Genomic DNA, 21,056 nt, shown 5'->3' on the forward strand with positions numbered 1-21,056 from the left:
ATGTTCAAACCCAATATTTGAAAAATTAGAATATTAGGTTTTTATTTGCTTTTATTCAATTTGGCTAATTTTACTCTAGCATCGACACTACCATCAATTTCAATAGCTTTTTCAAAATGTGTACTAGCTTCCTTTTTTTTGTTTGTCATCACGTAAAAATCTCCCATTGCCACATAGCTTCTAGATTCATTAGGATAGAATTTTATATTCATTTCTAAATAAGCTTGTGCTCTTTTTGGAGCATTAAATGACGATAGTATATGAAATCCAACATCATTAATAAATTGCCATTCTGGTTTTACCTCACGTTTAAAACGCTTGCTTAATTCTTTATAATGAATAAAGAAAGGCTCAGTTAATTCTTGAGCAGTATATGCTTTAGGTGTGTTAAATCGCCAGCGTTCTGGAAATGGATACCATGAAAACAAAGCTCTCAAACCATCATACATTCCTGGGATCACGACACTTCCATGGTCTTCGTTTTTATAATAATTCCACGTAAAATTTAAATGATTCTTGTTTTTTACTAACAAATCATGAAATTTAAGGTTTGCTCTTAGCATTTCAGTTGGTTCAGATTTCATTTTCCTGATACTCACGGTATCAATACCTGTGCTATTAGCAACTGCAATATTTAGGTATTTGTTTTGACGGGTTGTTGTTTTTAATAGCTCTTTAGATTCATTTACTAGTTTTTCTTTGTCCCACCAAAGACTTGGGTCAATAGCTAGATAGTTATCAAACATTTCAGGATGATTGGTGTAGGTATACAATACAAAAAGTCCACCAGTAGAATGACCAATGATAGTGCTCATGTCGTCAATAGGATACTTACTTTTTAAATAAGGTTGTAATTCAGTAGAAATAAAAGTTAAAAAATTAGCAGCTCCTCCAGAAGTTGGAGATTCATGACCACGTTGAAACTCTACTTTTGAAGGCGTGAAGTCTCTCGTTCTGTCTGTGTTTGAAATGCCAACAATGATTGACTCAGGTATATTCCATTTTTCTAGACGTTTTAAAATACCTGTAGCTGTATAAAACTGTGAGGTTCCATCTAGTAAGTAAATAATAGGATACGTTTCATTAGTATCCATGTTTTCTGGTACATGAACCCAAATTTCTCGCTGTTCATTTAGAGTATTAGAAAACAATGAGTCTACAGTGCCTATGACTATTTGTTTGTCTTTGTTTTGGGTAAATTGTGCAGTTGCATAAAACGTTGTGAATAAAAACGCAATAAATGATAGTGTTTTAGACATTGTGTTTATGATTTTAAATTGAAACTATCTAACTCCTAGTTATATAGTTTCAATATAATAAAAATTAAATTACTATTCTCATTAATAGGGTAATAGGAAAGATAATAACAGAAAAAATAAAGATATACTTGCCTTGTTTGCGATCATTTGCAGAATAAGAATATACTTTTTGTCCGTTAGGCAATGTCTTTTTAGAAGTCCATAAGAAATAACCAATTATCAATCCTAAAAATCCACCTAATAAGGCAAAAATATATCCAACAGCTATCCATGGTTTTTGGTTACCTTCTGGTTGAGATAAATCATCTAAACGCTGTTTTTTAAGTGAATCTAAAAGGTCCTTATCAATAGATTTCCCTCTCTCTTTTAATATTTTCTGAGCCAGTGAGTAATCAAATTTGTTCCATTCGTCAGCTTTTAGGAGTAAATCATAAAGCTCTTCATTTGTAAAATCAAAGAGATAGTAATCTGGGTCTATATTATTAAGTTGCTCTTCAGCTTCTTTTTCTAAAATTAATTCTGCTTTTTCAAAATCAGTTTGTTTAATTCTAACCTCAATTGTATCTTGTAATGAGCCACCAACACCAAATGTTACATCAACAGGAGGTGAGTTGTCATCTATTATGCTGTCTATTTCATTAGTATTGAGTATGTCTTTTAACTCAAGTGCTTGCTCAATATTTGAAAATCTTCTAAATATGGAATAGTCATTACTCATCTCTATATTCATTATAATTTATCCCAACACCATAATTATTGAGGTCGGTTTTTAGAAGACTGGATTCTATCCCATTTCCTTTTTTAAATTGAACCCATTTATTACCACTAATAAAAACGCGTTTTATATATGTGTTGTGAGTATTAATCTCATTTGTAAAAGGTAATAGAGGTCTAAAATTGGTTGGTATTTTAACGATTCCGCTTCTGCCTTTAATCTCTTTATATTTTTTATTGGGTAGTAATTTTCCGTTAGGATCTGTATAGCCTAATACTTGAAGAGAAACAAAAAATCCATCTTCCGGAATAAATAAATCATGCTCAGATACATCAAGCTCAAACTCATCACCATTTTTTTCGGTAGCTCTAAACACAATATTTGTATAAGTCATGACATCACCTGGTAAGCCATTATTGTTTTTGTAGAATTTAACTTTGAATAATGTTGAGAATTTCCGCTTATCTGCGTTGGCACGTTTGCGCTTTTTCCAATCTCGTGATTCTAACGCAAAGGGAAATAAAACAGTTGTAATTTTTTTAAGTTTATCATTTCCGTTAGGGAAAAACACAGCAATTTCACTCTCTATAGTTGGTAACCAACATTTGTAATAGTCATCATCCAGATAAGGTTTTATAGTTTCTTCTTTAAATTTTCTATCTATTTTGGCTGTGACAATGACTTCATCTAATTTGTTGATATCTGCTTGCATTTCAATAGTCTCAGGTAAATTGATCGTTGCTAATGCGAGATCTTTAAAGCCAAGTGAGGAAATAAACAGTGAATCTACATCTTTATATAATTTTTTGGTGAAAATAAAAAGGCCATCATCATCTGCAAATAATCCTTGACCATCGCCAAAAGATATTGTAGCATAGGATACAGGATATTTAGTCTCTGCATCTATGATTTTTGTTTGGGCAGATGTTTGTATCGCAAAAAGAAGCAGGAATATGTAGATTGTGGTACTAGTGTTTTTCATTTTAGGGCAAACTTTACATTTGCATTAAAGATACAATTAAGTTTAAGTAAATAAAAAACCGCTACAATTTGATGTTGTTTATATCAAATTGTAACGGTTTAAGATTGATGAGATCTTGTTTATTCTTTGTCCAAGTTTTTGGTCATATTAAAACCTAGAAAGAGTCCTAAACCTGCACAAAGAAAAATACTTCCTGGCATTGCTATGTCGTCATCTACATTTAAGTTTTGGTATAAAATCCCACCAATAATAATACCTAAACCTATTCCCATTAGCAAAAGCGCTATGTTAAGAATAAGTACTTTCCAAATTGGTGCTGTTTGTTGTTTTCCTCTCATAAAAATTGAGGCATCTACACCTTTTTCAATAAGTGCTAAACGTTCTTTGTTTCTAGTTGAAAAGTATAAATAAAATACTCCAAAGATTGCTCCAACGATGATTGGCATAATGATTAATTCTGATCCCATAATGTTTCGTTTTTAATTGATTAATTTTAAATGGTTTTAGCTTATGACGACAACTTGTTAATTATGGTTACAGATTTATTTAATTTTTTTTCTCCTGCCTACCGGACAGGCAGGTCGGAAATTTTTTCTTCGGAAATTGTAACCATTAGGTTAAACGAGTCGTCATATACCAAAATGACCACCAACAACGACCAAATACTCATCAATCAAATCATTGAAGGCGACGCTAATGCGTTCTCAGTGCTGGTGGATAGGTATAAAAGTTTGGTGTTTACATTAGCATTGCGTATGTTGAAAAATAGGGAAGAAGCCGAAGAGGTTGCACAAGATACCTTTATAAAAACCTATAAGTCGTTAGATCGGTTTAAAGGCGATTCTAAATTTTCTACATGGATTTACAGAGTATGTTACAATACCTGTTTAGATCGCATTAAAAAAAATAAAAAGCATTTAAACGACGTTGAGATTAATGAGTTTACAGCACATGAAGTCAAAACGATAGATAATGCATTAACCAATATAGAAGCTAAAGAACAAGAAAAAGCCATCCAACGATGTATAGAAAGCTTGCCAAGTGAAGATAGTTTTTTGTTAACCTTATATTATTTTGATGACTTATCTTTAGACGAAATATCTAAAGTGGTTGGTATCACAGCAAATTCTATTAAAGTGAAATTGTTTAGATGCCGAAAAAAATTAGCGACTATTTTAAGGTCGCAATTAGAACCAGAAACAATAGCATATTATGAACGAGAACGCAGATAAACATTTAGATAGCCTATCACGAAGAGTGATTGGTGAGTCGGCAGTTGAAAGTCCGTCGTTTGATTTTACAAAAAGCGTCATGTCTCAAATTAACGCTTTAAATACTTCAAGTGCTACCACTTATGTTCCATTAATATCCAAATGGGTTTGGGCTATTATAGCATTGGTATTTGCTGCAATTGTTGGGTTTGTAAGTTTTGGAACTACCACTACTTTGATTACGCTTAGCTCAGGTGAAAAAAGCAGTTGGTTGGATCGTCTCATTTTAGAACGTATATCTGCTTATGAGTTTGTTAATCCTTTATCTCAACTTGAGTTTTCTCAAACTACCGTTTATGGTGTGGTATTATTTGCATTGATGTTGTGTATTCAAATTCCGTTACTAAAACGCTATTTTAATAAACGTCTCGAGGTTTAATCTTTAAAGTACCAAAACGGAATTTTTTGTACGTTCCAATTTATAGTGTCACCTTTTCTAATTCGTAGCCTATCAATATTAAGTACATGTTTGCCTTTGCTTAAACTATCCAAATTAATATAGGTTTCAAAACCAAGTTCGTTTTTAAAGTTTTGTGTCAGTATAAAATCAGACTCATATTTTGTAGAATCAATTCGAACAGTGTATATCTTATTAAACATTTTTAAATAATCGCGTCGCAAACTATCATACTTAGAACCTCTCATGAAATTATTTCCTCCAATTTCATTTTGTAAGCCTCTGAGATCTTCTTTAGGTTTTAAGGTCGAATCAAATGCAAAAATGCGATCTTCAATACGCTCATGGTATAATAAAAATACTTTTAAATAGGATTCTGAGATCACTTTAGAAGGAATGGTCACATCGCCTGTAAATTTTTCATTAGTTGCTAAATGGTCTTCATAATTTTCAACGTTGGCCATTATAGCACTTGAATCTACATTAGCATTGATATAATTAGAATTCTGATAATAGAAAGAGGTTAGCAATAAAATCAATAAATAAAAGGGTACCAAAATGAAGCTTAATCGTCTTCCAAATTTGTGATCCAGAAAATTATAAACTAGAGGACGATATAAAAATGACAATGTCACAAAACTAAACACCCAATACACTGGAAAATAGATTTTAGAAAGCCATTTTTTCTTTTTTAAGAACCCAAGTGTTACAAAATCTATAAAAGTGATAATCATTCCAATACACAAGAAAATCATTAATGGGACACCAATACCTTTAGATAGCCATCCTGGTAGCCAATCACTATCAATAATATAGTTTGCAATTAAGGCAATAAAAACAATAGTAAATGTAAGTGCAAGTACATAGAAAATGAGTAAAAACGAAATAGCAAAAATGATACTACAATAGTTTTCTAATGTGCCAATATATCGATCAAAAGAACCTACTTTTTTTTTGAGGTATTTGGTAAATTTCTCACTGTAGTTTAATTCCTCGTAATCAATATCACCAGAGACATAACGCAAACCTAATGCACCAATCCAAAGTCCACGAAGTAAGACATGCAATACTAAATTAAAAATAAGAATAGCACACGAAATTTGAGCAACTAGTGAAATAACAAACTTGTAAATTTGCTGCGAGTTTCTAGCCTCATGCATGCTATTTGTAATTGGGTCAAAAATGGTAAATAGTCCAAAAATGGCAAAACCAGAAATAAGTAATTCTAACTGCCAGCTTTCTTCCTGAAGCTTTTGAAGTAATTTTTTAAAAGCTGGATTATTATAATTTTGACTCATCTGGTTGGAATTTGTGATTAAAGATAAACACTTTTCTAAAAAAAAATCTACAATTTTGAAACCCTAACGTTTTTCTTTCGTTATTGATAATGTAAACTAACCAAAACTGAATGTCAAACAACCACAACATTTTAATCAATCGTTGTAAAAAAGGAGATGAAAAAGCCATGATGCAAATTTATGATGCATACTGTGGCGCGATGTTTCAAATCTCGTGTAGATATTTAAATGAAGAAGATGCAAAAGATGCGATGCAAGAAAGCTTTATAAAAGCATTTGCAAAACTAGAAAGTTACCAACCAGAATTCACTTTTGGATCGTGGTTAAAAAAAATCGTCATCAACCAATGTATTGATCAATTAAAAAAGAAACGACTAGAATTTGTTGAAACAGAGGTTGTAAATCTTAATATAGAAGATGATAATGATTGGACGTTTTCTTCGGAAATATCTAAACAACATATTATCGATGCTATAGAAACATTAGATAGTAAATATAAAATTGTCGTCAAATTATATTTGATAGAAGGCTATGATCATGAAGAGATTTCTAGCATTTTAGACATTCCGAAGAAAACATCAAGAACACATTTAAGACGCGGAAAATTAAAACTTCGCGAACTTTTAAAAACACAATACAATGAAGCAAGATATTAGAGATTTATTTCGAGATACAGACGCTGATTCAGTCGATGCTTCTGGTAAGCAATTGCTAGACAATCACAGACAAGAGTTTTACGATCAACTCAAAGCATCGAGGCCAAGACGCGAATCTAAATTGAATACCAACTATTTGATAAAAATTGCTGCTATCATCACCTTGTTTGTTGCATTAACAATTGCGCTGTTTGCGACCGTTGATAATACTTCAAACCAAATCGTTGACGAACCTTCAATAGAAACTCAAATTGAAGGTATAGAAAAAGAATATTTGGCAAGTATAGATATAGAATGGAAGCGCTTTTTAAAAGTTGCTAATGATGAAAAATTAGTTAAACGCTATAAAGATAAGTTAGATGATTTAAATAGTGATTACAAAGAGCTTTCACTTCAGTTTAAGGAAGATAACAACGATATTTTTGTCATAGAATCTCTAGTTGAGAATCTCCAAACCAGATTACAACTATTAAAAGATATCCAAGAACACATCAACGTATTAAATCAAAAAACAGAACCGTATGAAACGACTAACATTTAAAATCAGCTTATTGATGCTCATCACATCAATATCTGTTTTTGCACAGAAAAAAACAGTGTATTCTGAGCAATTTTCCGCAGATAAAAATACAACCGCAATTTTTAATTTAGAAAATACAACGGTTTCTATTGAAACGTCTACAGACGGGAAAGTCCATTTTGATTACACTTTAGAATTTGATGGCTATTCTGAAAAAGAGATCGCAGAGAAGTTACAAAACATAAAAGTGGAAGCCACAAAATTTGAAAACCATATTACTCTAATATCTAATAGTGTGACTCAAATTTCAGATGTGACTTATGTTTATGACGCTCCAAATGGTCTAGTTTTAGATTATGATGGTTTGCATAAAACCAATGATAGTATTGTTAGAAAATCTAGAGATTCTATTATTGAGGAGATTCGTTATAATGCCTTCGGAAAAATAAAAGCGCCATTTAAATATTTTAATGAACGTTTTAAAACCAAAGATGAAAACGGAACATTAAAAAACATTAGAAAGGGAAATGTCAAGATTCTAAGAAGTCAGTTTGTGATTAAGATTCCGCCATATTTAAAACTTAAAATCAACGGAAAGGATGCACAAATCACGATGCGAGATGATTGTATGAATGAACTCTCTGTGGTGTTAAAGCGTGGTTATTTTTATGCCAAACAATTAATCAATGAATACAATCTCTTTAAAATTGAAAATGCCAATTTAAGAGCAGAAGGTATTGTTGGTGGTCATTATGATTTTAATAATATTTCTAAAGGCTTGATTGGGAGTTTACAAGATGTAAAAATAACATCTGAGTTTTCTAAAATCCAAATTGGTGAGCTTAAAGAGAAAGTGTCCATTACAGATTTCAACAGCGAATACTTTTTCTATAATTGGAACACAGATTTTAAACGCTTTGATTTGTTTTCAGAATATTCTAAAATTCATTTATTCTATCCTGAGGATAACGATTTTAGTATGAAAGTCATGGGAAATAATACGAAGAGTATGTATGGTGATAAATATGTGGTCAATATGCAACCTACAAGTAAAGGCGAAAAATTTAATATGATGGAACGGAAAGCAAAAGGCGAAGGTCATTTTTCTGGAGCCATAAATTTTGATATCATCCATGGTATCATCTACAATTATAACGACACATTCATAGCTTCTAAAAACTAAAACAATGAAAAAATTAATGATTTTGGCTGTAGCATTCATTTGCTTCAGCACACTTAACGCGCAAAAAAACGACGTAGATTTTAATACGACTTCAGATTTAAAAATGGTAACAGAATATGGATCTGATAATTCAGAAATCAATGATTTGCTAAGCTTTCAAGGTATTGATTATATGAAAGTCGATTTTTCAGGGAAAGATCTAAAAGGGAAAAGCTATCACATAACTGTCAAAGAAATTTGGAACGGTAAAGTCGTAAATGATACAACAGTATTTGATAGTAAAAATATTGGAATTAAACATTTTGAAACGATTAATGACTCGATACTTAGCATGCGAATCATTGCTAGACACACAGGTAATAATCTAAGAGTAAAGTTTAAGTTTCCAAGATTTAGTGTGACCAAAGATTATGATGCAACAGGCTCTGAAGATTATAGTTTACGAAATCTAGCTGATGAAAGCAATTTACAAATTGGATACAATGAAACCTTTTATTTTCTCGCCTACATCTTGCCGTACGAAAGAGAAGACGGTTCAAAGTCATGGTGTGACGTTGGAACCTCAGGAGACTCTATAGAAAAATGGGGAGAAAAATTTGGGATAGAACACTACTTACTTTTCGAAATGAAGTTTGATTAACTTATAAAAAAAAATCCATTGGTTATTAACTAATGGATTTTTTGACTTCGGTCTTATGTCTTCCAGCTTCTAGCTTATTTAATACCAACGTTTCTTTTTCTTTTTAGAACCTTCACCTTTACGACTTTTTCTATACTTGCTTCCTTGTTTTTTATGAACAATAGGTTGCGCTTTTGGATCTAAAGGATAAGGATGTGTTTCTTCTACAGGAATTTGAACATTTATCAATTGCTGAATGGCTTTCACATAGGGTTTTTCATCTGCAGAACAAAACGAGTAGGAGTTTCCAAACTCACCAGCACGACCAGTTCTACCAATTCTGTGAACATAGGTTTCTGGTACGTTAGGTAAATCAAAATTGATAACAGCATCTAAGTCAATAATGTCAATTCCACGAGCAGCAACATCTGTCGCAATAAGGATATTTACTTTACCACGTTTAAAATCTGCCAAGGCATTTTGACGTTCAATTTGAGAACGGTCTCCATGTAAACGCTCAGCAGTGAAACCATTATTTATGAGTGTTTCATGTAATTTATCTACACCAAATTTGGTACGTCTAAAAATTAAGATATTACCTTCAATTGTATTTCTAAGCACATGTAAACAAAGTTCTATTTTGCTTTTCTTCGGAACATAATACAACACCTGACTCACATTTTTTGCTGCGGAAGATGTAGGTGTCACCTCAATACGTTCTGGATTTTTTAATATAGAATTGGCTAACTGCTCCACTTTAAATGGCATTGTTGCCGAAAATAGAAGCGTTTGCTTAGTATCTGGACACAAACGTTCAACTTTTTTAACGTCATCTATAAATCCCATGTCTAGCATTAAATCTGCTTCATCAAGAACTAACGTTTCTATATAATCTAAATTTAATAAATCTTGTTTATGAAGATCGAGGAGACGTCCAGGAGTCGCAACTAAAATATCAACACCCTTTTTAAGAATGTCTTTTTGTGGCTCAATTGATGTTCCTCCATATACCACAGCAGATGTCAAATCTGTATGCTTAGCGTAGGTTACAAAGTTTTTATTGATCTGTATTGCTAATTCTCGCGTAGGACTTATTATCAACGCTTTAATTTTCTTTCCTTTTTTAGGTGCAGCCTGTTTGTCATACAACAACTGTAAAATAGGTAATGCAAAAGCTGCTGTTTTACCAGTTCCTGTTTGTGCTGAGGTAATGACATCTCTGCGTTCTAAAACAAAAGGAATCGTTTGCTCTTGTACCAATGTTGGATTATCGTAACCAGCTTCGGCAACTGCTCTTAAAATAGGTTTGTTGAGTTTTAAGTCTTTAAATGACATGTGTAATTATTTGTGGCAAAGATAGGTTAAAGCAAATCAACTATTTTTAATATATGCTGCCAATTTTATTCGTTTTTTAAGAGGAAGTGCTTCGTTCTCTACAACGAGATGAAGTAATTCTTGGTTTTTTTCTTTAGCATACAAAAGCTCAAAAAACTGAAAAATAGAAATACTATCTGTTGCTTTTTCAACCAACTCAAACGTATCACCATTTTTTACAGTGCCTTCTTTTAAAACTCTCACGTATGTTCCTGGATAACCATGATCAATAAATTGTTTTAAAACGTCATTAGAGTCAAATTTCATCGCAAATTTATAACAAGGTTCTCTAGGTTGTGTGATTTGAACTAGAGCGTTGCCAACTTTATAGACGTCACCAATATGTAATTCTTTTTCGTTTAAACCTTCTACAGTAAGGTTTTCACCCAACATACCAAAAGACCAATCTAGGTTAGGATACAAGTTTTTCCAATAGGGATACTGATCTGTCGAAAACAAATAGCAGGCTTTGTATTCGCCTCCATGATGTTTTCTGTCTGAGACTTCATCGTCTTTAACCGTTTCATTTCCGAGGAAAATAGAAGTGTCAACCGGTTTCTTATAAATACCTGTAGTTTCTTCCTTACCATTCCAGATGAATGTGGTTGGTTTTGCGATGTTTGTTGAGATGATTTTCATGAATTAAAATTACAAAAACCATCTCAATTGCTTAAGATGGTTTTGTGTCTTTATGTACTTTGGTTTTAATCTATTTTCTTTCCAGGCATTTCTTGTCCGCCTTGAAATAAGATTAAGCGTTCCACTTTACCTTCTGCATTTCTAAAAAAGTGAAGGTCTGCAGCAACTACTTTTAAAAAGAATTTGTCTTTCTCTTCTGCAAATAATTCAAATTCGCCTTGACCTGTAGCTTTACCATAGATTTTATTGTCTTTTACACTAACTTCAATATTAAATCCAAGTTGAATTTCATAAGTTCCAATATATTGCTTGAGCACATCAACATCTAATGTGATTTCTGCACGTTCAGCAGGAGGTGTTTTATCAATTCCTTTTCCTGTCGTAGGATTTCCGTTAGCTTTCATAGTGACCATGCGGTTTCCATTTTCAGTATAAAAATCATACATAGTACTACCACCATCAAAAATGAAATTAGTCTCTGTCATGGGATAAATCTCAAGATTGACACTTCCTTCTCGCTGACTAAATAATTGGTTGTCTTTTAGGGTGATATGACGAATAGCGCCTTCAAATTCATAAGCACCAACCCATTTGCTGAGTTGTGCTTGGGTTAATGTAATGGCATCTTCTTTTTTAGGAAACGGTTTCCCAATTACCATTGCTGCTACATTTGTGGTGATGGCACCAACGTTTCCACAGTCACAGTTAGACAATCCAACCACATAAACATTCTCTTCTGGAAGGAAAATGCCATTTGTAGAATAGCCGAAAATTCCGCCAGAATGCTCCACAGTACGTGAACCATTGATATCACCTTTTAACCAACCATAACCATAAGGAATCGCTTCGCCAGTTGATAATGTTGAACCATTTATGGCTTTTTCTAGAGTGCTTTTTTTAATGAGTGTATTGGCATTAATTGCATTTTGCCATTTTAGTAAATCATCTGTGGTTGACATGATAGAACCTGCAGCATAAGGAAGCGTTAAACTCAAATAATCTGCGTTTCTATAACCTGTTTCTGTTTGAGAGTAACCGCTTGCACGATTTGGGATGAGGTTTATCATACTGCCATAATACGAATTGGTCATGCCAACTTTATCAAAAATATGGGTTTGAATAAAGTCTGCATACGTTTGTCCAGAAACCACTTCTATAATTTGACCTAGAAGGATATAGCCAGAGTTATTGTAATTAAACTGAGTGCCTGGATCAAACTCCATAGGCTCATTTTTAAATTTATCTATGAGCTCTGTTGGTGTCATATCTGTACGCGCAAGCTCCATAAAACTTGGCATATTGGTATAACTCTTAATCCCAGAAGTATGATTTAATAAGTGATGAACCGTTATGGTTTTGCCTTGCGTTGGGTAGTCTGGAATAAATTTAGTGATCTCGTCATTAACACTTAGCTTACCTTGTTCTTCTAGCATTAAAATAGCAACTGCTGTGAATTGTTTGGTGATTGAGCCAATTTCAAAAACGTGTTTTGGTGCTGCTTTAATATCTAACTCAAGGTTAGCATCTCCAAAGGCTTTGCTGTAAATGGCTTTACCATCTTTGGCGACTAGAATAGACATAGCTGGTGCGTTTGATTTGAACTGCTCGCCAATATAGGAGTCGAGTTGTTGCTCTAAGGTTTGTGCAAAACTGCTTACTGTTAGAAGTAAACAGATACAAAGCGTGATTACTTTGGAAATGTGATGATTGGTTGTCATGTCGAATTGATTTTTGATTGATTAAAGTTACTGATTTATTGTAAGACGCTTAAGTTTGGGATTGGTTACAGTGAGATTAACGTTTTTATAAGTTAATGAGAACTAGTGAATTAATTATAAGCTTTATTATCAACCGTTTTTATTCTTCATTCGCATTTCATAAAGGTCAAAATCTTTCGCCCAAAAATCTTTTTCAATGTTTTGTAATTCAAAACCCATTTTTTCATAAAATTTATAGACAAGTTGAGTTGTTCTTACAATAATAAAATCAATGTTTGGATTTGCATTGATATGATGAATTCGGTGTTGCGTTATTTTTTTACCAATGCCTTTTCCATGTGATTTTGGATCAATCATATCCCACGAAATTCTGGCACTCTTTTCTTCGGGAAAATAGTTGATGCCACCACATCCTATAATTTTTGAATCCTCTTCGTAAACAAAATAATCTTCGATGTCGTTATGTAGATAATTTACAAAATCGATTTCTTCGGAAGCTGCAAAATACTCAGGCGTGTTTTGTCTTAACAACTCAATTAATTTTGATTTGTCTTGGCTTGTGTATGCTCTAATCATTTTGGTTTGGTATTGTTGTTTGATTGTTTAATGTTAATGATTAATTGTATGGCGATGAGGTTTTTGGGTTGGTTATGTCTTGGTTTAGTATATTAGTTAGAACAAGTGGTGAATTATAGTGTGATATAACTAGTTGTTTTCTAGACTTGTAATGTTTCTTTTTATTAAATGGATTAATTTAGGATCTAAAACTGAGTATATTTTTTCTCCATTATTACCTAATTTAGAATCTTCTTCAAGTAATTTGTATTTAACCATGCTTTCTATTTTTCCTTGACTCCATTTTGTTTTCTGATTAAATGTAGAATTTAAATCCATTATTGTAATATTTGTTTTTCGTGTTCTAAGTATAATGTTAATCATACTAATTACATCTTTATTTTTACCTGTTCTCGAAGGATACATTGATAAATAATCATATCTATTAGCAAATTTTATAAGTCCTTTTGAAACAGAGTTGCTTTCAAATACAGTTGAATTATCATTGGACGTTTGAAAGTCATAGATGTCAGAAAGACAAGATATAAGGTCTCTAGGTGATTTGTTTGATATAGAAATTATATTTTCTATATCTGATTGATGCTCAAAAAGACTTGAAAAAGTTCTTGTATTTCCAGAGAAATATAAAATTCGTTTGTCAATTAGAGGTTCCATATTACTATTTCTCCAACTAATGTCAATTTCTTTAAATTTATCAAAACGAACTTTTTTAGATAAAATAGGTTTAACTTCTGACCACAAACTAAAAGCAATAGCAATATCATTTTGTAGAAGTAATTCGGTATCAGTTAAGATGTCTTCTGTGAAATGCGCAATCTTATTTATGTCTTGATTTAAATCTTGGAATTCATCTACTTTATCAAATAAAACGACAGATGATTTATAAAAGGTTTTTTTTGAAATTTTATTTAATCTGTTTAATAATTCTTTTAGATGTCTTTTACTTTTTATAAGTTCTTTTTCTTGTGAAGTAGCAGAAGTGTTAATATTTTCTATTTCTGATAAGAAATCTGTATAGCTATTATTATTTTCAAAGCTACTAAGATTTAAGGAATCTGATATTAATTTTGATGTTATGAGGATACCTGTACCGATCAGGGAATTTGTTGGCTTTACAATTTTATTATAAAGATTAATGATCCAATTTTTTGTTTTTATTTTTTTTAAATTATCATATCTTGATTCATATTCTGATTTGGTTAAAGGCTTAAAGAATAGTTTGATTAAAAGGCAAAGAACTTCTTTATCTTCATCATTTAATTTTTTTAAGTAAACTTTATTTTTATTTAAAAAGAGAGTATATTTAGTGACAAATTCTTGTAAAATTAAATTGAGTAATTCTATTTTATTGTTTACTAATGAAATTTCATCAAAACGATCAATAATAATTGTAAGAACTTGAGACATTTCAAGGTCGTTTTTTAATTTATGAATTATAGAGGATTTTCCATGACCTCTTTGTCCCAAAATGAACCTACTTGTTCCGGATTTTAAATCATCTAGTAAAGTTTGATAAAAATTTGGTTCATAAAAAATTTCATTATGAAATTCTATTTCTTCTTCTGCAGAAAATTTAGAAAAAGGGTTTTTTAAAAACCCTAAATTATTATTAAGTTTATTGGTCATTCGATTTATTAATTGATAATGTTTAACTTGTGCTTAATGATCTAGTATAAAAAAGTAAGGCTGTAGTAAGCGAAACTTTTTAAATTAAGTTAAAGTCATTTTTTTTTTTTTTTACATTGTTAGGCATAGAACTATTTCGCAACTCCTTTTTTCATAAGTATATAAACTCTATTCAAAATCATTGTCAAAGTCAATAGAAATAATATCATAAGAAAATAATTCAGTACGTTTATTGCTTTTTTTAATATTTCCAAATATTCAAATTCAGGAAAATCAATTGTGGTTAATAGTAGTGATAAAACAATGATAATGGATAGAACTATGCAGAATGAAATGTTTATATGTATTTCGTTTATAAACCTTGTTTTTACTTTATCATCTTCTGTTTCAGCATCTAGTTTGATGTTTTCCATTTGGCTGTAAATTATAGCCAAAAGGTTAAATAAAAAACCACCAAATATCGAAATCGCTGCGATTAAATTACCTAGTTGTTCTTTAAATGAATATCCTTTGCAAACCACTAAGATTGACAAGATGATTGGAAAAATAAAAAACAATAAAAAATCTTTCCAATAAATTCTATCAGAGCCTTGGTTTAGACTTCTCAGAGTACCTAAATGGTCTTTTATGATTTTAATTATGTTAATTCTATTTAGCATAGTTAAATTCTCAATTGAATTATATCAACAATTAACTCTTCACTTATTCTTATTAGAGATTCGATTGTTGGTTGACCTTGTTCACTTAATTCGGCATCAGCAGTTACATCAATATCTGGCTGAATACGGTTTTTATGTTTGACATAGAATGTTTTTCTTTTTCCGTTTAATTCTAGTTCAAATTCAACCTCGTCAAAATCTTCATCGATACCATCAATCTCAATTCTTTCTCTATCTGGATTTGTAAATAAATCATTTACAAAGTTTTTATAATTTTGCGGTAAACTGGTAGGTGATAGCATCGAAGTTTTTAAAGTTCCAGGTATTTGGTCTTCACGCATATCATTATTATAATAAGCTTCTATTGAACTTGGCAATCTTCTTTTTATAAAATCTACTTTTTTAAGATTTCCGTGTTTTATCATTGTTCTATAAACGCGACCATGAACAACATTATTTATGAACACAGTGTAATTCTGATATCCTAGTCCCTTAACATACCGATTTAAAGTTTTCTTTAAAATCGTCTTTATTCCAAATTTTGCTTTTCTCTGTAAAATCAAAGCTCCGTTATCTCTTTCCGTTGGTATTTTAAGATAAAAGAAGATGTTTCGGAAAGCAGCGTGATTCCTTTGCACTTCTACAATAGTTTCTCTTGATTCAACATCTTTAATGTCATATTGTTCTCCGCTTATTCCAGTTGAGAAAAATCCGTGAATGCTCCGATTTTCAATATTCACATTTGGAGGTGCGTCTAAAGTCAAATGAATTGCAGTAGTTTCTCGAGTATCAGCAGTAGCCAAGATTGTTTCAAAAATAGAATTAAGATAATTTTCCATTATTCTCAAAAAATCGTCTTCTCCGTTAAAACGACTTAAAATTTGGTCGTTTTTTTGTCTATCTCTTATTTTAAGAATATATGTTGAAAGTAAAATTCTATCCATAATCTTTTTCTCGTATTATGCCTAACTCCTATTATAATAAATTAAACTTGACTTTATCATATAATATTAAGGTATATGCCAAGTTTCCAACAATAAAAGTAACGCAACTATTCAATTATTCCTATACGTAGTTCTACGTATATTTCAATAAAAGTATGTTAAAAAAATGTGGTTGGTTTACGGTTTTCCGTAGTAAAGAAAAGGAATGTGGATAAGCAACTAATCTTGTAAAAGAAACCAAACTCAAAGGAGACTTCTAAAATAATACGAGTACACACTTAACTAGCAAATAAATATTCATGCTGTTGTGAACTGTTTTAATTCAGTAGAAATATATAAAATAATCAAGATTCTTTAAAACAGCTTGTTACAATTAGTTGATTGATTCGTTTAGTTATTAAGTAAATCAACCAGACTCGTATATGAACCAACTTATTGTAAACACAAAACATCTTAATTTCTCTTATAATAAATCAAAACAGGATATTGAGAATTTGGAACTAAAAATTCCTAAAGGAAGTATTTATGGATTTCTAGGGCCAAATGGCTCAGGGAAAAGCACTACAATTAGGTTGATGCTAGGACTGCTAAAGAAAAGCTCAGGATCAGTTGTGTTTTTTGGAGACACTTTTAATACTAAAACGAGACTTAAAATTTTAAATAGAGTAGGAGCTTTAATCGAAAATCCTTCTTTATACGACCATTTAAATGCGATTGATAATTTAAGAATCGCAGCTAACTATCGTCAAAACATATCATCTAACAGAATAGATGACGTATTAGACATTGTAAAATTAACAGATGCTAAAAACAAGAAAATAAAAGAATATTCTTTAGGAATGAAACAACGCTTAGGATTAGCAATTTCTTTATTAAGTAATCCTGAACTTATCATTTTAGACGAGCCAACAAACGGTTTAGATCCTAAAGGAATTATTGAAATGAGAACTCTTATTAAAGACTTAAATGAAACCTACGGAACAACTATATTTATTTCTAGTCATCTGCTAAGTGAAATAGAAAGAACTTGTACACATGTTGGTATTATTAGAAACGGTAAGATGATATATCAGGATACTGTGGCGAGTTTAAAGGCATCTAAAGGTTCAGATATAAAAATAGATGTAGAAGTAGATAAGCCAATTGAAGCTTTGTCAATTCTAAAGAATTTGAAAATGGAACACATCTCTTTAATAGATGATTTTTTACAAATTGAGTTGAAAAGTAAAGAAGACATTACAGCAGTGATAGATGTTTTAAGAGCCGAAAATATTACAATTTATCAAGTGTCTATTAAAAATAATTTAGAAGAGCTTTTCTTATCACTAACCGAAAACTAAAGAGTATGACCGCATTATCATTCTACATATCAAGTCTAAAAAATGAGTTTATTAAGTTAAAAAGAACATTTGCTTTTTGGCTTACCATTATTAGCGCACTACTTTTTCCTATATTATTTTTTATCGCATTTTTTTTAAAACACGAAACCAATACACCAAAACATGGAGTTAATCCTTGGGATTATTTTATGACTGTTCAAATTGAAAATTCAACACCATTTTTTATACCCATGTTTATTGTGCTAATTACAAGTTTAATTATGCAAATAGAACATAAATCATTAGGGTTAAAGCATTTATTTGCTTTACCTGTCCCTAAATGGAGTATCTATTTCGGGAAATTAAGCATCGTGATTTTCGCTATAATTACGACATATGTGTATTATTATTTAGCCATTTTATTATCAGGATTTTTATTAGGATTAATACATCCAGATTTGGCTTTTTTAAACTTTCAGCCAGAACATTTTAAATATCTTAAAATGCTATCAATTTCATTTGTGGCTTCTTTAGGAATTATCGGAATTCAATTTTGGCTAAGTTTTAGATTTAAAAACTTTATTGTCCCTTTAGGATTTGGTATGTTTTTAGCCATCATTGGGATCATTGTTTCTCAAGCTCCACAATCTATTTATTTCCCTTATTCTTTTAGCGTTTTATCTGTTTCTTTAGGTGATAAAATGCCTTTAATTTTGGGTGTTTCGTCTGTTATCGTTTATAGTGTAATCTGTTTTTTAGTCACTAGTATTTTTGGTTATTTCCATATTAGAAAATTAAATATCAAATAATCGCTCTCTGTAGCTGAGTTTTTCCAACTGTTGCACAATGTATTTCTCTACGGAAATGTGCTTTGTTTGAGTATGAGGCTTTTCCGAAGAAAAAAATAGAAGCAAGCAAACATAGCAACTAACTTAGTTGTGTAAGTAACATACTCTTAAGTTAATCATGTTTGGGTTCAGGCAGATTAAAGTATTCGTTTTTTGTGTTGTCTAAAGTTTGTGAAATAAGATTGTAATTGTCTTTCGTTGGTTTTAAGTTCACGAATTTATCTATTATCGCTCTGTTTCTATAAATTACAAATGTGTTTTCTACTTCCGGATTTAATTTATTAAGGTTTACCTCACTTTCCGTGTCTGAAAACGATGGAACAAACGTTAAGGCAGTATTTTTTAAGTTGAGTTTGTGTCCTAAATTTTCCAATTCCTTTTGTCTGTTTTCCTTGTTGTAATCTTGTTCGTTACCATACACGAAATAGACTTTTAAATACTTACTACGTTTTACACTTTCTAGTTCTAAAAAGGATAACCAATCTTCTATGTAATTCCAATTTGGATGGTTACCTACAAAGTAAACGATACCGTGAAATCTTCCATATTTACAAACAGGACACGTTTTAGTGCCTTTATCTGGTCCAAAAGCGTGAAAAGGTGTGAACGACGGTTGGTCTTCGCCAATTTCAAGACCTGAATTTATTTTAGTTTGATTTTTTTCGGGATAGTTCGGGATATTAAGTCCTAAAATAATATTGTGTTCCGCTACTTGCATGTCCTTGTCAATTAACACTCTTAAAACTCCGCTTCCGCCACGATTTGGAGCAGCCTTTCTTTTTTTGCTTGTCAATAAAATGTCATCATCAAAAACGAATTCGTCTATGTAATATTCATCTGCGATATGTGGTTCTTTAATCGACGTGTGGATGTGTGCAGGCATATCATTATTAGGATAAGGTGCAGGTCTAATGGTGTAAATTGCATATTTTCCGTTTGCGTCCGATTTTACCCAACCTCTTATATGTCCATGTCTTTTGGCTTGCTCGTCCATTTCTGCTTTTGGAGAATAATGTCCGTTGGTATCTGTTTGCCAATAATAAATGATAACATTTGGTGCTGGGATTTTTCCGCCAAGTTTATAAACAGTTCCTGTAATTAAAAGCTTCTCACCTTTTTCAGTCCATCCTGCACTTGTGTCAATTGATTTAATGTTTTTTGGCATTCCAACGTACATCAATTCACAACCGTCACAACCTCCACCAACAAGTTTTCTCTTGTCTGTTTTTAGTTCGGATTGCTTTTTCTCACTTTTTGTTTGTCCGTTACAGTTGGTTAACGTGCTTACTAAAGCTAACAAAATGATGATTCTTATCGTTTTTTTCATTGGTATTACGATTTGTATTGGTTTTCGAACAAGGTGTTAGTTTGTAGTTAGTTACATCTTTGTACTACTAATTTAGCAAATAAATAACAGATAGAATATTGTGCAGGATTATTGATAAGTAGCAAAAATGTCAATTTGACAGAATTTGTATTTAGTAAATGTCAAAATGTTTGTTTTCAGGTGTCTATGAATTGAATTTAACGAAAATATGAGTGCAAAAACTGCAATTTTTTCATTTTGGTATTTTTTTTGTTGAAATATTATTGAAATCAATTGAAGGTTTCAAAATTGAAATAATGTTTAATTTAAAATTTTGTAATTATGAGCAATTTAATTAATGTTCCTAAAAACGGAAGTTTAGCTAACACTAATTCAAATGTAAACTTCCCTAGTTGGTTAGATGATATATTTAATAGAGATCTTCCATCAGTATTTTCTTCAAATTTTAATACAGGAATTACTTTGCCAAAAGTAAATATCAAAGAAACAGCAGATGCTTTTAAGGTAGAAATGGCAGTTCCAGGTCTTAAGAAGTCTGATTTCCAACTTGATCTTGACAATCAAGTACTAAGCATATCTGCAGAGTCTAAGAATGAAGATGAAAAAAATGAAGATAATTATACTCGAATGGAATTTGGGTACTCTTCTTTTAAAAGAACTTTTACTTTACCTGAGAGTGTAAATGAAGATGAGATTAATGCAAATTATCAGGATGGTATTTTAAGTATTCTTTTACCTAAAAAAGAAGAAGCTAGGCAAAAACCGCCCAGGACTATTGAGATTTCATAATTGTTTGACTAAATTTTTTAAATAATTTTAGAGTAGGAGGCTGAGAAAATCAGCCTCCTCTTATAAATCTATTTTGAAATTTTAAATAATGTTTGTTATGCCAAAGAAATTTAAACCTGGAGATTGGGTGAAAATTAAGGGTAAAATCTCTAGTCCAAAAATGGAAGTTCTTAAATATATTCCACGAAAAGACTCGGTTTTAGGTTTGGTCAATTACGATACTTATTTAGAATGTGTTTGGTATAAAAATGGAGAACGTAAAAAAGAAGTGTTTAATCAAAACAAATTGATTAAATCGATTGAAACTGGAGGCTTATATAAAGTTTAATAATCTTAA

The 21,056-nt window shown here is 31.2% G+C and carries 23 protein-coding genes; 10 read left to right on the forward strand and 13 right to left on the reverse strand.

The annotated features are described in order from the left end of the window. Positions 1-41 precede the first annotated feature (41 nt). The 4 genes from WNY78_RS17845 to WNY78_RS17860 all read right to left on the reverse strand — a co-directional run bounded on the left by WNY78_RS17845 (position 42) and on the right by WNY78_RS17860 (position 3,423). A complete protein-coding gene (locus WNY78_RS17845) occupies positions 42-1,259 on the reverse strand; it encodes an alpha/beta hydrolase-fold protein (RefSeq protein WP_342874586.1) in 1,218 nt (405 codons plus the stop codon). 64 nt (positions 1,260-1,323) lie between these two features. Further along, the gene (locus tag WNY78_RS17850) at positions 1,324-1,989 is read right to left on the reverse strand and encodes a hypothetical protein (protein WP_342874587.1); all 666 of its coding nucleotides are present in this window, start codon (positions 1,987-1,989) and stop codon (positions 1,324-1,326) included. Beyond that, positions 1,970-2,956, reverse strand: coding sequence for a hypothetical protein (locus tag WNY78_RS17855; RefSeq protein WP_342874588.1), 987 nt, complete (start codon positions 2,954-2,956; stop codon positions 1,970-1,972). The genes WNY78_RS17850 and WNY78_RS17855 overlap by 20 nt, the downstream gene beginning before the upstream one ends. Before the next feature lie 119 nt (positions 2,957-3,075). Further along, positions 3,076-3,423, reverse strand: coding sequence for a DUF6249 domain-containing protein (locus WNY78_RS17860; RefSeq protein WP_342874589.1), 348 nt, complete (start codon positions 3,421-3,423; stop codon positions 3,076-3,078). A 174-nt stretch (positions 3,424-3,597) separates the two neighbouring features. On the opposite strand from WNY78_RS17860, the gene WNY78_RS17865 reads away from it, so the two are divergent. Together WNY78_RS17865 and WNY78_RS17870 are read left to right on the forward strand one after the other, a co-directional pair. Further along, positions 3,598-4,188, forward strand: a complete 591-nt coding sequence (locus WNY78_RS17865; protein WP_342874615.1) for a sigma-70 family RNA polymerase sigma factor — start codon at positions 3,598-3,600, stop codon at positions 4,186-4,188. Next, entirely contained in the window at positions 4,169-4,606 is a 438-nt protein-coding gene (locus WNY78_RS17870; protein WP_342874590.1) for a hypothetical protein, read from the forward strand. The genes WNY78_RS17865 and WNY78_RS17870 overlap by 20 nt, the downstream gene beginning before the upstream one ends. Here WNY78_RS17870 and WNY78_RS17875 read toward each other — a convergent pair. After that, positions 4,603-5,922 (reverse strand): hypothetical protein, encoded by a 1,320-nt coding sequence (locus tag WNY78_RS17875; RefSeq protein WP_342874591.1) that lies wholly within the window; start codon positions 5,920-5,922, stop codon positions 4,603-4,605. The genes WNY78_RS17870 and WNY78_RS17875 overlap by 4 nt on opposite strands. Positions 5,923-6,032: 110 nt before the next feature. Here WNY78_RS17875 and WNY78_RS17880 point away from each other — a divergent pair, with 110 nt between their 5' ends. From WNY78_RS17880 to WNY78_RS17895, 4 genes are read left to right on the forward strand one after another with little or no spacing between them, the layout of a single operon-like run. Then, positions 6,033-6,578, forward strand: coding sequence for an RNA polymerase sigma factor (locus tag WNY78_RS17880; RefSeq protein WP_342874592.1), 546 nt, complete (start codon positions 6,033-6,035; stop codon positions 6,576-6,578). Beyond that, positions 6,562-7,119 (forward strand): hypothetical protein, encoded by a 558-nt coding sequence (locus WNY78_RS17885; protein WP_342874593.1) that lies wholly within the window; start codon positions 6,562-6,564, stop codon positions 7,117-7,119. The genes WNY78_RS17880 and WNY78_RS17885 overlap by 17 nt, the downstream gene beginning before the upstream one ends. After that, positions 7,100-8,281: a hypothetical protein gene (locus tag WNY78_RS17890; RefSeq protein ID WP_342874594.1), complete on the forward strand. Its 1,182-nt coding sequence runs from the start codon at positions 7,100-7,102 to the stop codon at positions 8,279-8,281. The genes WNY78_RS17885 and WNY78_RS17890 overlap by 20 nt, the downstream gene beginning before the upstream one ends. 4 nt (positions 8,282-8,285) lie before the next feature. Then, a complete protein-coding gene (locus WNY78_RS17895; RefSeq protein WP_342874595.1) occupies positions 8,286-8,921 on the forward strand; it encodes a hypothetical protein in 636 nt (211 codons plus the stop codon). 78 nt (positions 8,922-8,999) lie between these two features. On the opposite strand, the gene WNY78_RS17900 is transcribed toward WNY78_RS17895, so the two are convergent. The 7 genes from WNY78_RS17900 to WNY78_RS17930 form a co-directional block, all read right to left on the reverse strand. Next, positions 9,000-10,235 (reverse strand): DEAD/DEAH box helicase, encoded by a 1,236-nt coding sequence (locus WNY78_RS17900; protein ID WP_342874596.1) that lies wholly within the window; start codon positions 10,233-10,235, stop codon positions 9,000-9,002. A 36-nt stretch (positions 10,236-10,271) separates the two neighbouring features. Next, the gene (locus WNY78_RS17905; protein ID WP_342874597.1) at positions 10,272-10,913 is read right to left on the reverse strand and encodes an MOSC domain-containing protein; all 642 of its coding nucleotides are present in this window, start codon (positions 10,911-10,913) and stop codon (positions 10,272-10,274) included. A gap of 65 nt (positions 10,914-10,978) precedes the next feature. Next, on the reverse strand, positions 10,979-12,631 hold the full coding sequence (locus tag WNY78_RS17910; RefSeq protein ID WP_342874598.1) for a serine hydrolase: 1,653 nt from the start codon (positions 12,629-12,631) through the stop codon (positions 10,979-10,981). 129 nt (positions 12,632-12,760) lie between these two features. Then, positions 12,761-13,207: a GNAT family N-acetyltransferase gene (locus tag WNY78_RS17915; protein ID WP_342874599.1), complete on the reverse strand. Its 447-nt coding sequence runs from the start codon at positions 13,205-13,207 to the stop codon at positions 12,761-12,763. A 129-nt stretch (positions 13,208-13,336) separates the two neighbouring features. Next, on the reverse strand, positions 13,337-14,833 hold the full coding sequence (locus WNY78_RS17920; RefSeq protein ID WP_342874600.1) for a hypothetical protein: 1,497 nt from the start codon (positions 14,831-14,833) through the stop codon (positions 13,337-13,339). 131 nt (positions 14,834-14,964) lie between these two features. Then, complete coding sequence (locus tag WNY78_RS17925; protein ID WP_342874601.1) at positions 14,965-15,492, reverse strand: hypothetical protein; 528 nt, start codon at positions 15,490-15,492, stop codon at positions 14,965-14,967. A gap of 2 nt (positions 15,493-15,494) precedes the next feature. Then, a complete protein-coding gene (locus WNY78_RS17930) occupies positions 15,495-16,436 on the reverse strand; it encodes a hypothetical protein (protein ID WP_342874602.1) in 942 nt (313 codons plus the stop codon). Positions 16,437-16,858: 422 nt separating this feature from the next. Here WNY78_RS17930 and WNY78_RS17935 point away from each other — a divergent pair, with 422 nt between their 5' ends. Both WNY78_RS17935 and WNY78_RS17940 read left to right on the forward strand, forming a co-directional pair. Continuing rightward, a complete protein-coding gene (locus WNY78_RS17935; RefSeq protein WP_342874603.1) occupies positions 16,859-17,776 on the forward strand; it encodes an ABC transporter ATP-binding protein in 918 nt (305 codons plus the stop codon). A 5-nt stretch (positions 17,777-17,781) separates the two neighbouring features. Then, entirely contained in the window at positions 17,782-18,564 is a 783-nt protein-coding gene (locus WNY78_RS17940; RefSeq protein WP_342874604.1) for an ABC transporter permease, read from the forward strand. Positions 18,565-18,715: 151 nt separating this feature from the next. On the opposite strand, the gene WNY78_RS17945 is transcribed toward WNY78_RS17940, so the two are convergent. Beyond that, positions 18,716-19,930, reverse strand: a complete 1,215-nt coding sequence (locus tag WNY78_RS17945; protein ID WP_342874605.1) for an intradiol ring-cleavage dioxygenase — start codon at positions 19,928-19,930, stop codon at positions 18,716-18,718. Positions 19,931-20,251: 321 nt separating this feature from the next. Here WNY78_RS17945 and WNY78_RS17950 point away from each other — a divergent pair, with 321 nt between their 5' ends. Together WNY78_RS17950 and WNY78_RS17955 are read left to right on the forward strand one after the other, a co-directional pair. Next, positions 20,252-20,719, forward strand: a complete 468-nt coding sequence (locus WNY78_RS17950) for an Hsp20/alpha crystallin family protein (RefSeq protein ID WP_342874606.1) — start codon at positions 20,252-20,254, stop codon at positions 20,717-20,719. 97 nt (positions 20,720-20,816) lie between these two features. Then, positions 20,817-21,047, forward strand: a complete 231-nt coding sequence (locus WNY78_RS17955; RefSeq protein WP_342874607.1) for a hypothetical protein — start codon at positions 20,817-20,819, stop codon at positions 21,045-21,047. Positions 21,048-21,056 lie beyond the last annotated feature (9 nt).

The organism is Psychroserpens sp. AS72 (genome assembly GCF_038900375.1).
In the GTDB taxonomy this organism is placed as follows: domain Bacteria; phylum Bacteroidota; class Bacteroidia; order Flavobacteriales; family Flavobacteriaceae; genus Psychroserpens.

Bases quoted from the DNA above. Each gene is read 5' to 3' on its own strand.
- WNY78_RS17845 (WP_342874586.1), bottom strand. From the start codon at position 1,259: ATGTCTAAAACACTATCATTTATTGCGTTTTTATTCACAACGTTTTAT.
- WNY78_RS17850 (WP_342874587.1), bottom strand. From the start codon at position 1,989: ATGAATATAGAGATGAGTAATGACTATTCCATATTTAGAAGATTTTCA.
- WNY78_RS17855 (WP_342874588.1), bottom strand. From the start codon at position 2,956: ATGAAAAACACTAGTACCACAATCTACATATTCCTGCTTCTTTTTGCG.
- WNY78_RS17860 (WP_342874589.1), bottom strand. From the start codon at position 3,423: ATGGGATCAGAATTAATCATTATGCCAATCATCGTTGGAGCAATCTTT.
- WNY78_RS17865 (WP_342874615.1), top strand. From the start codon at position 3,598: ATGACCACCAACAACGACCAAATACTCATCAATCAAATCATTGAAGGC.
- WNY78_RS17870 (WP_342874590.1), top strand. From the start codon at position 4,169: ATGAACGAGAACGCAGATAAACATTTAGATAGCCTATCACGAAGAGTG.
- WNY78_RS17875 (WP_342874591.1), bottom strand. From the start codon at position 5,922: ATGAGTCAAAATTATAATAATCCAGCTTTTAAAAAATTACTTCAAAAG.
- WNY78_RS17880 (WP_342874592.1), top strand. From the start codon at position 6,033: ATGTCAAACAACCACAACATTTTAATCAATCGTTGTAAAAAAGGAGAT.
- WNY78_RS17885 (WP_342874593.1), top strand. From the start codon at position 6,562: ATGAAGCAAGATATTAGAGATTTATTTCGAGATACAGACGCTGATTCA.
- WNY78_RS17890 (WP_342874594.1), top strand. From the start codon at position 7,100: ATGAAACGACTAACATTTAAAATCAGCTTATTGATGCTCATCACATCA.
- WNY78_RS17895 (WP_342874595.1), top strand. From the start codon at position 8,286: ATGAAAAAATTAATGATTTTGGCTGTAGCATTCATTTGCTTCAGCACA.
- WNY78_RS17900 (WP_342874596.1), bottom strand. From the start codon at position 10,235: ATGTCATTTAAAGACTTAAAACTCAACAAACCTATTTTAAGAGCAGTT.
- WNY78_RS17905 (WP_342874597.1), bottom strand. From the start codon at position 10,913: ATGAAAATCATCTCAACAAACATCGCAAAACCAACCACATTCATCTGG.
- WNY78_RS17910 (WP_342874598.1), bottom strand. From the start codon at position 12,631: ATGACAACCAATCATCACATTTCCAAAGTAATCACGCTTTGTATCTGT.
- WNY78_RS17915 (WP_342874599.1), bottom strand. From the start codon at position 13,207: ATGATTAGAGCATACACAAGCCAAGACAAATCAAAATTAATTGAGTTG.
- WNY78_RS17920 (WP_342874600.1), bottom strand. From the start codon at position 14,833: ATGACCAATAAACTTAATAATAATTTAGGGTTTTTAAAAAACCCTTTT.
- WNY78_RS17925 (WP_342874601.1), bottom strand. From the start codon at position 15,492: ATGCTAAATAGAATTAACATAATTAAAATCATAAAAGACCATTTAGGT.
- WNY78_RS17930 (WP_342874602.1), bottom strand. From the start codon at position 16,436: ATGGATAGAATTTTACTTTCAACATATATTCTTAAAATAAGAGATAGA.
- WNY78_RS17935 (WP_342874603.1), top strand. From the start codon at position 16,859: ATGAACCAACTTATTGTAAACACAAAACATCTTAATTTCTCTTATAAT.
- WNY78_RS17940 (WP_342874604.1), top strand. From the start codon at position 17,782: ATGACCGCATTATCATTCTACATATCAAGTCTAAAAAATGAGTTTATT.
- WNY78_RS17945 (WP_342874605.1), bottom strand. From the start codon at position 19,930: ATGAAAAAAACGATAAGAATCATCATTTTGTTAGCTTTAGTAAGCACG.
- WNY78_RS17950 (WP_342874606.1), top strand. From the start codon at position 20,252: ATGAGCAATTTAATTAATGTTCCTAAAAACGGAAGTTTAGCTAACACT.
- WNY78_RS17955 (WP_342874607.1), top strand. From the start codon at position 20,817: ATGCCAAAGAAATTTAAACCTGGAGATTGGGTGAAAATTAAGGGTAAA.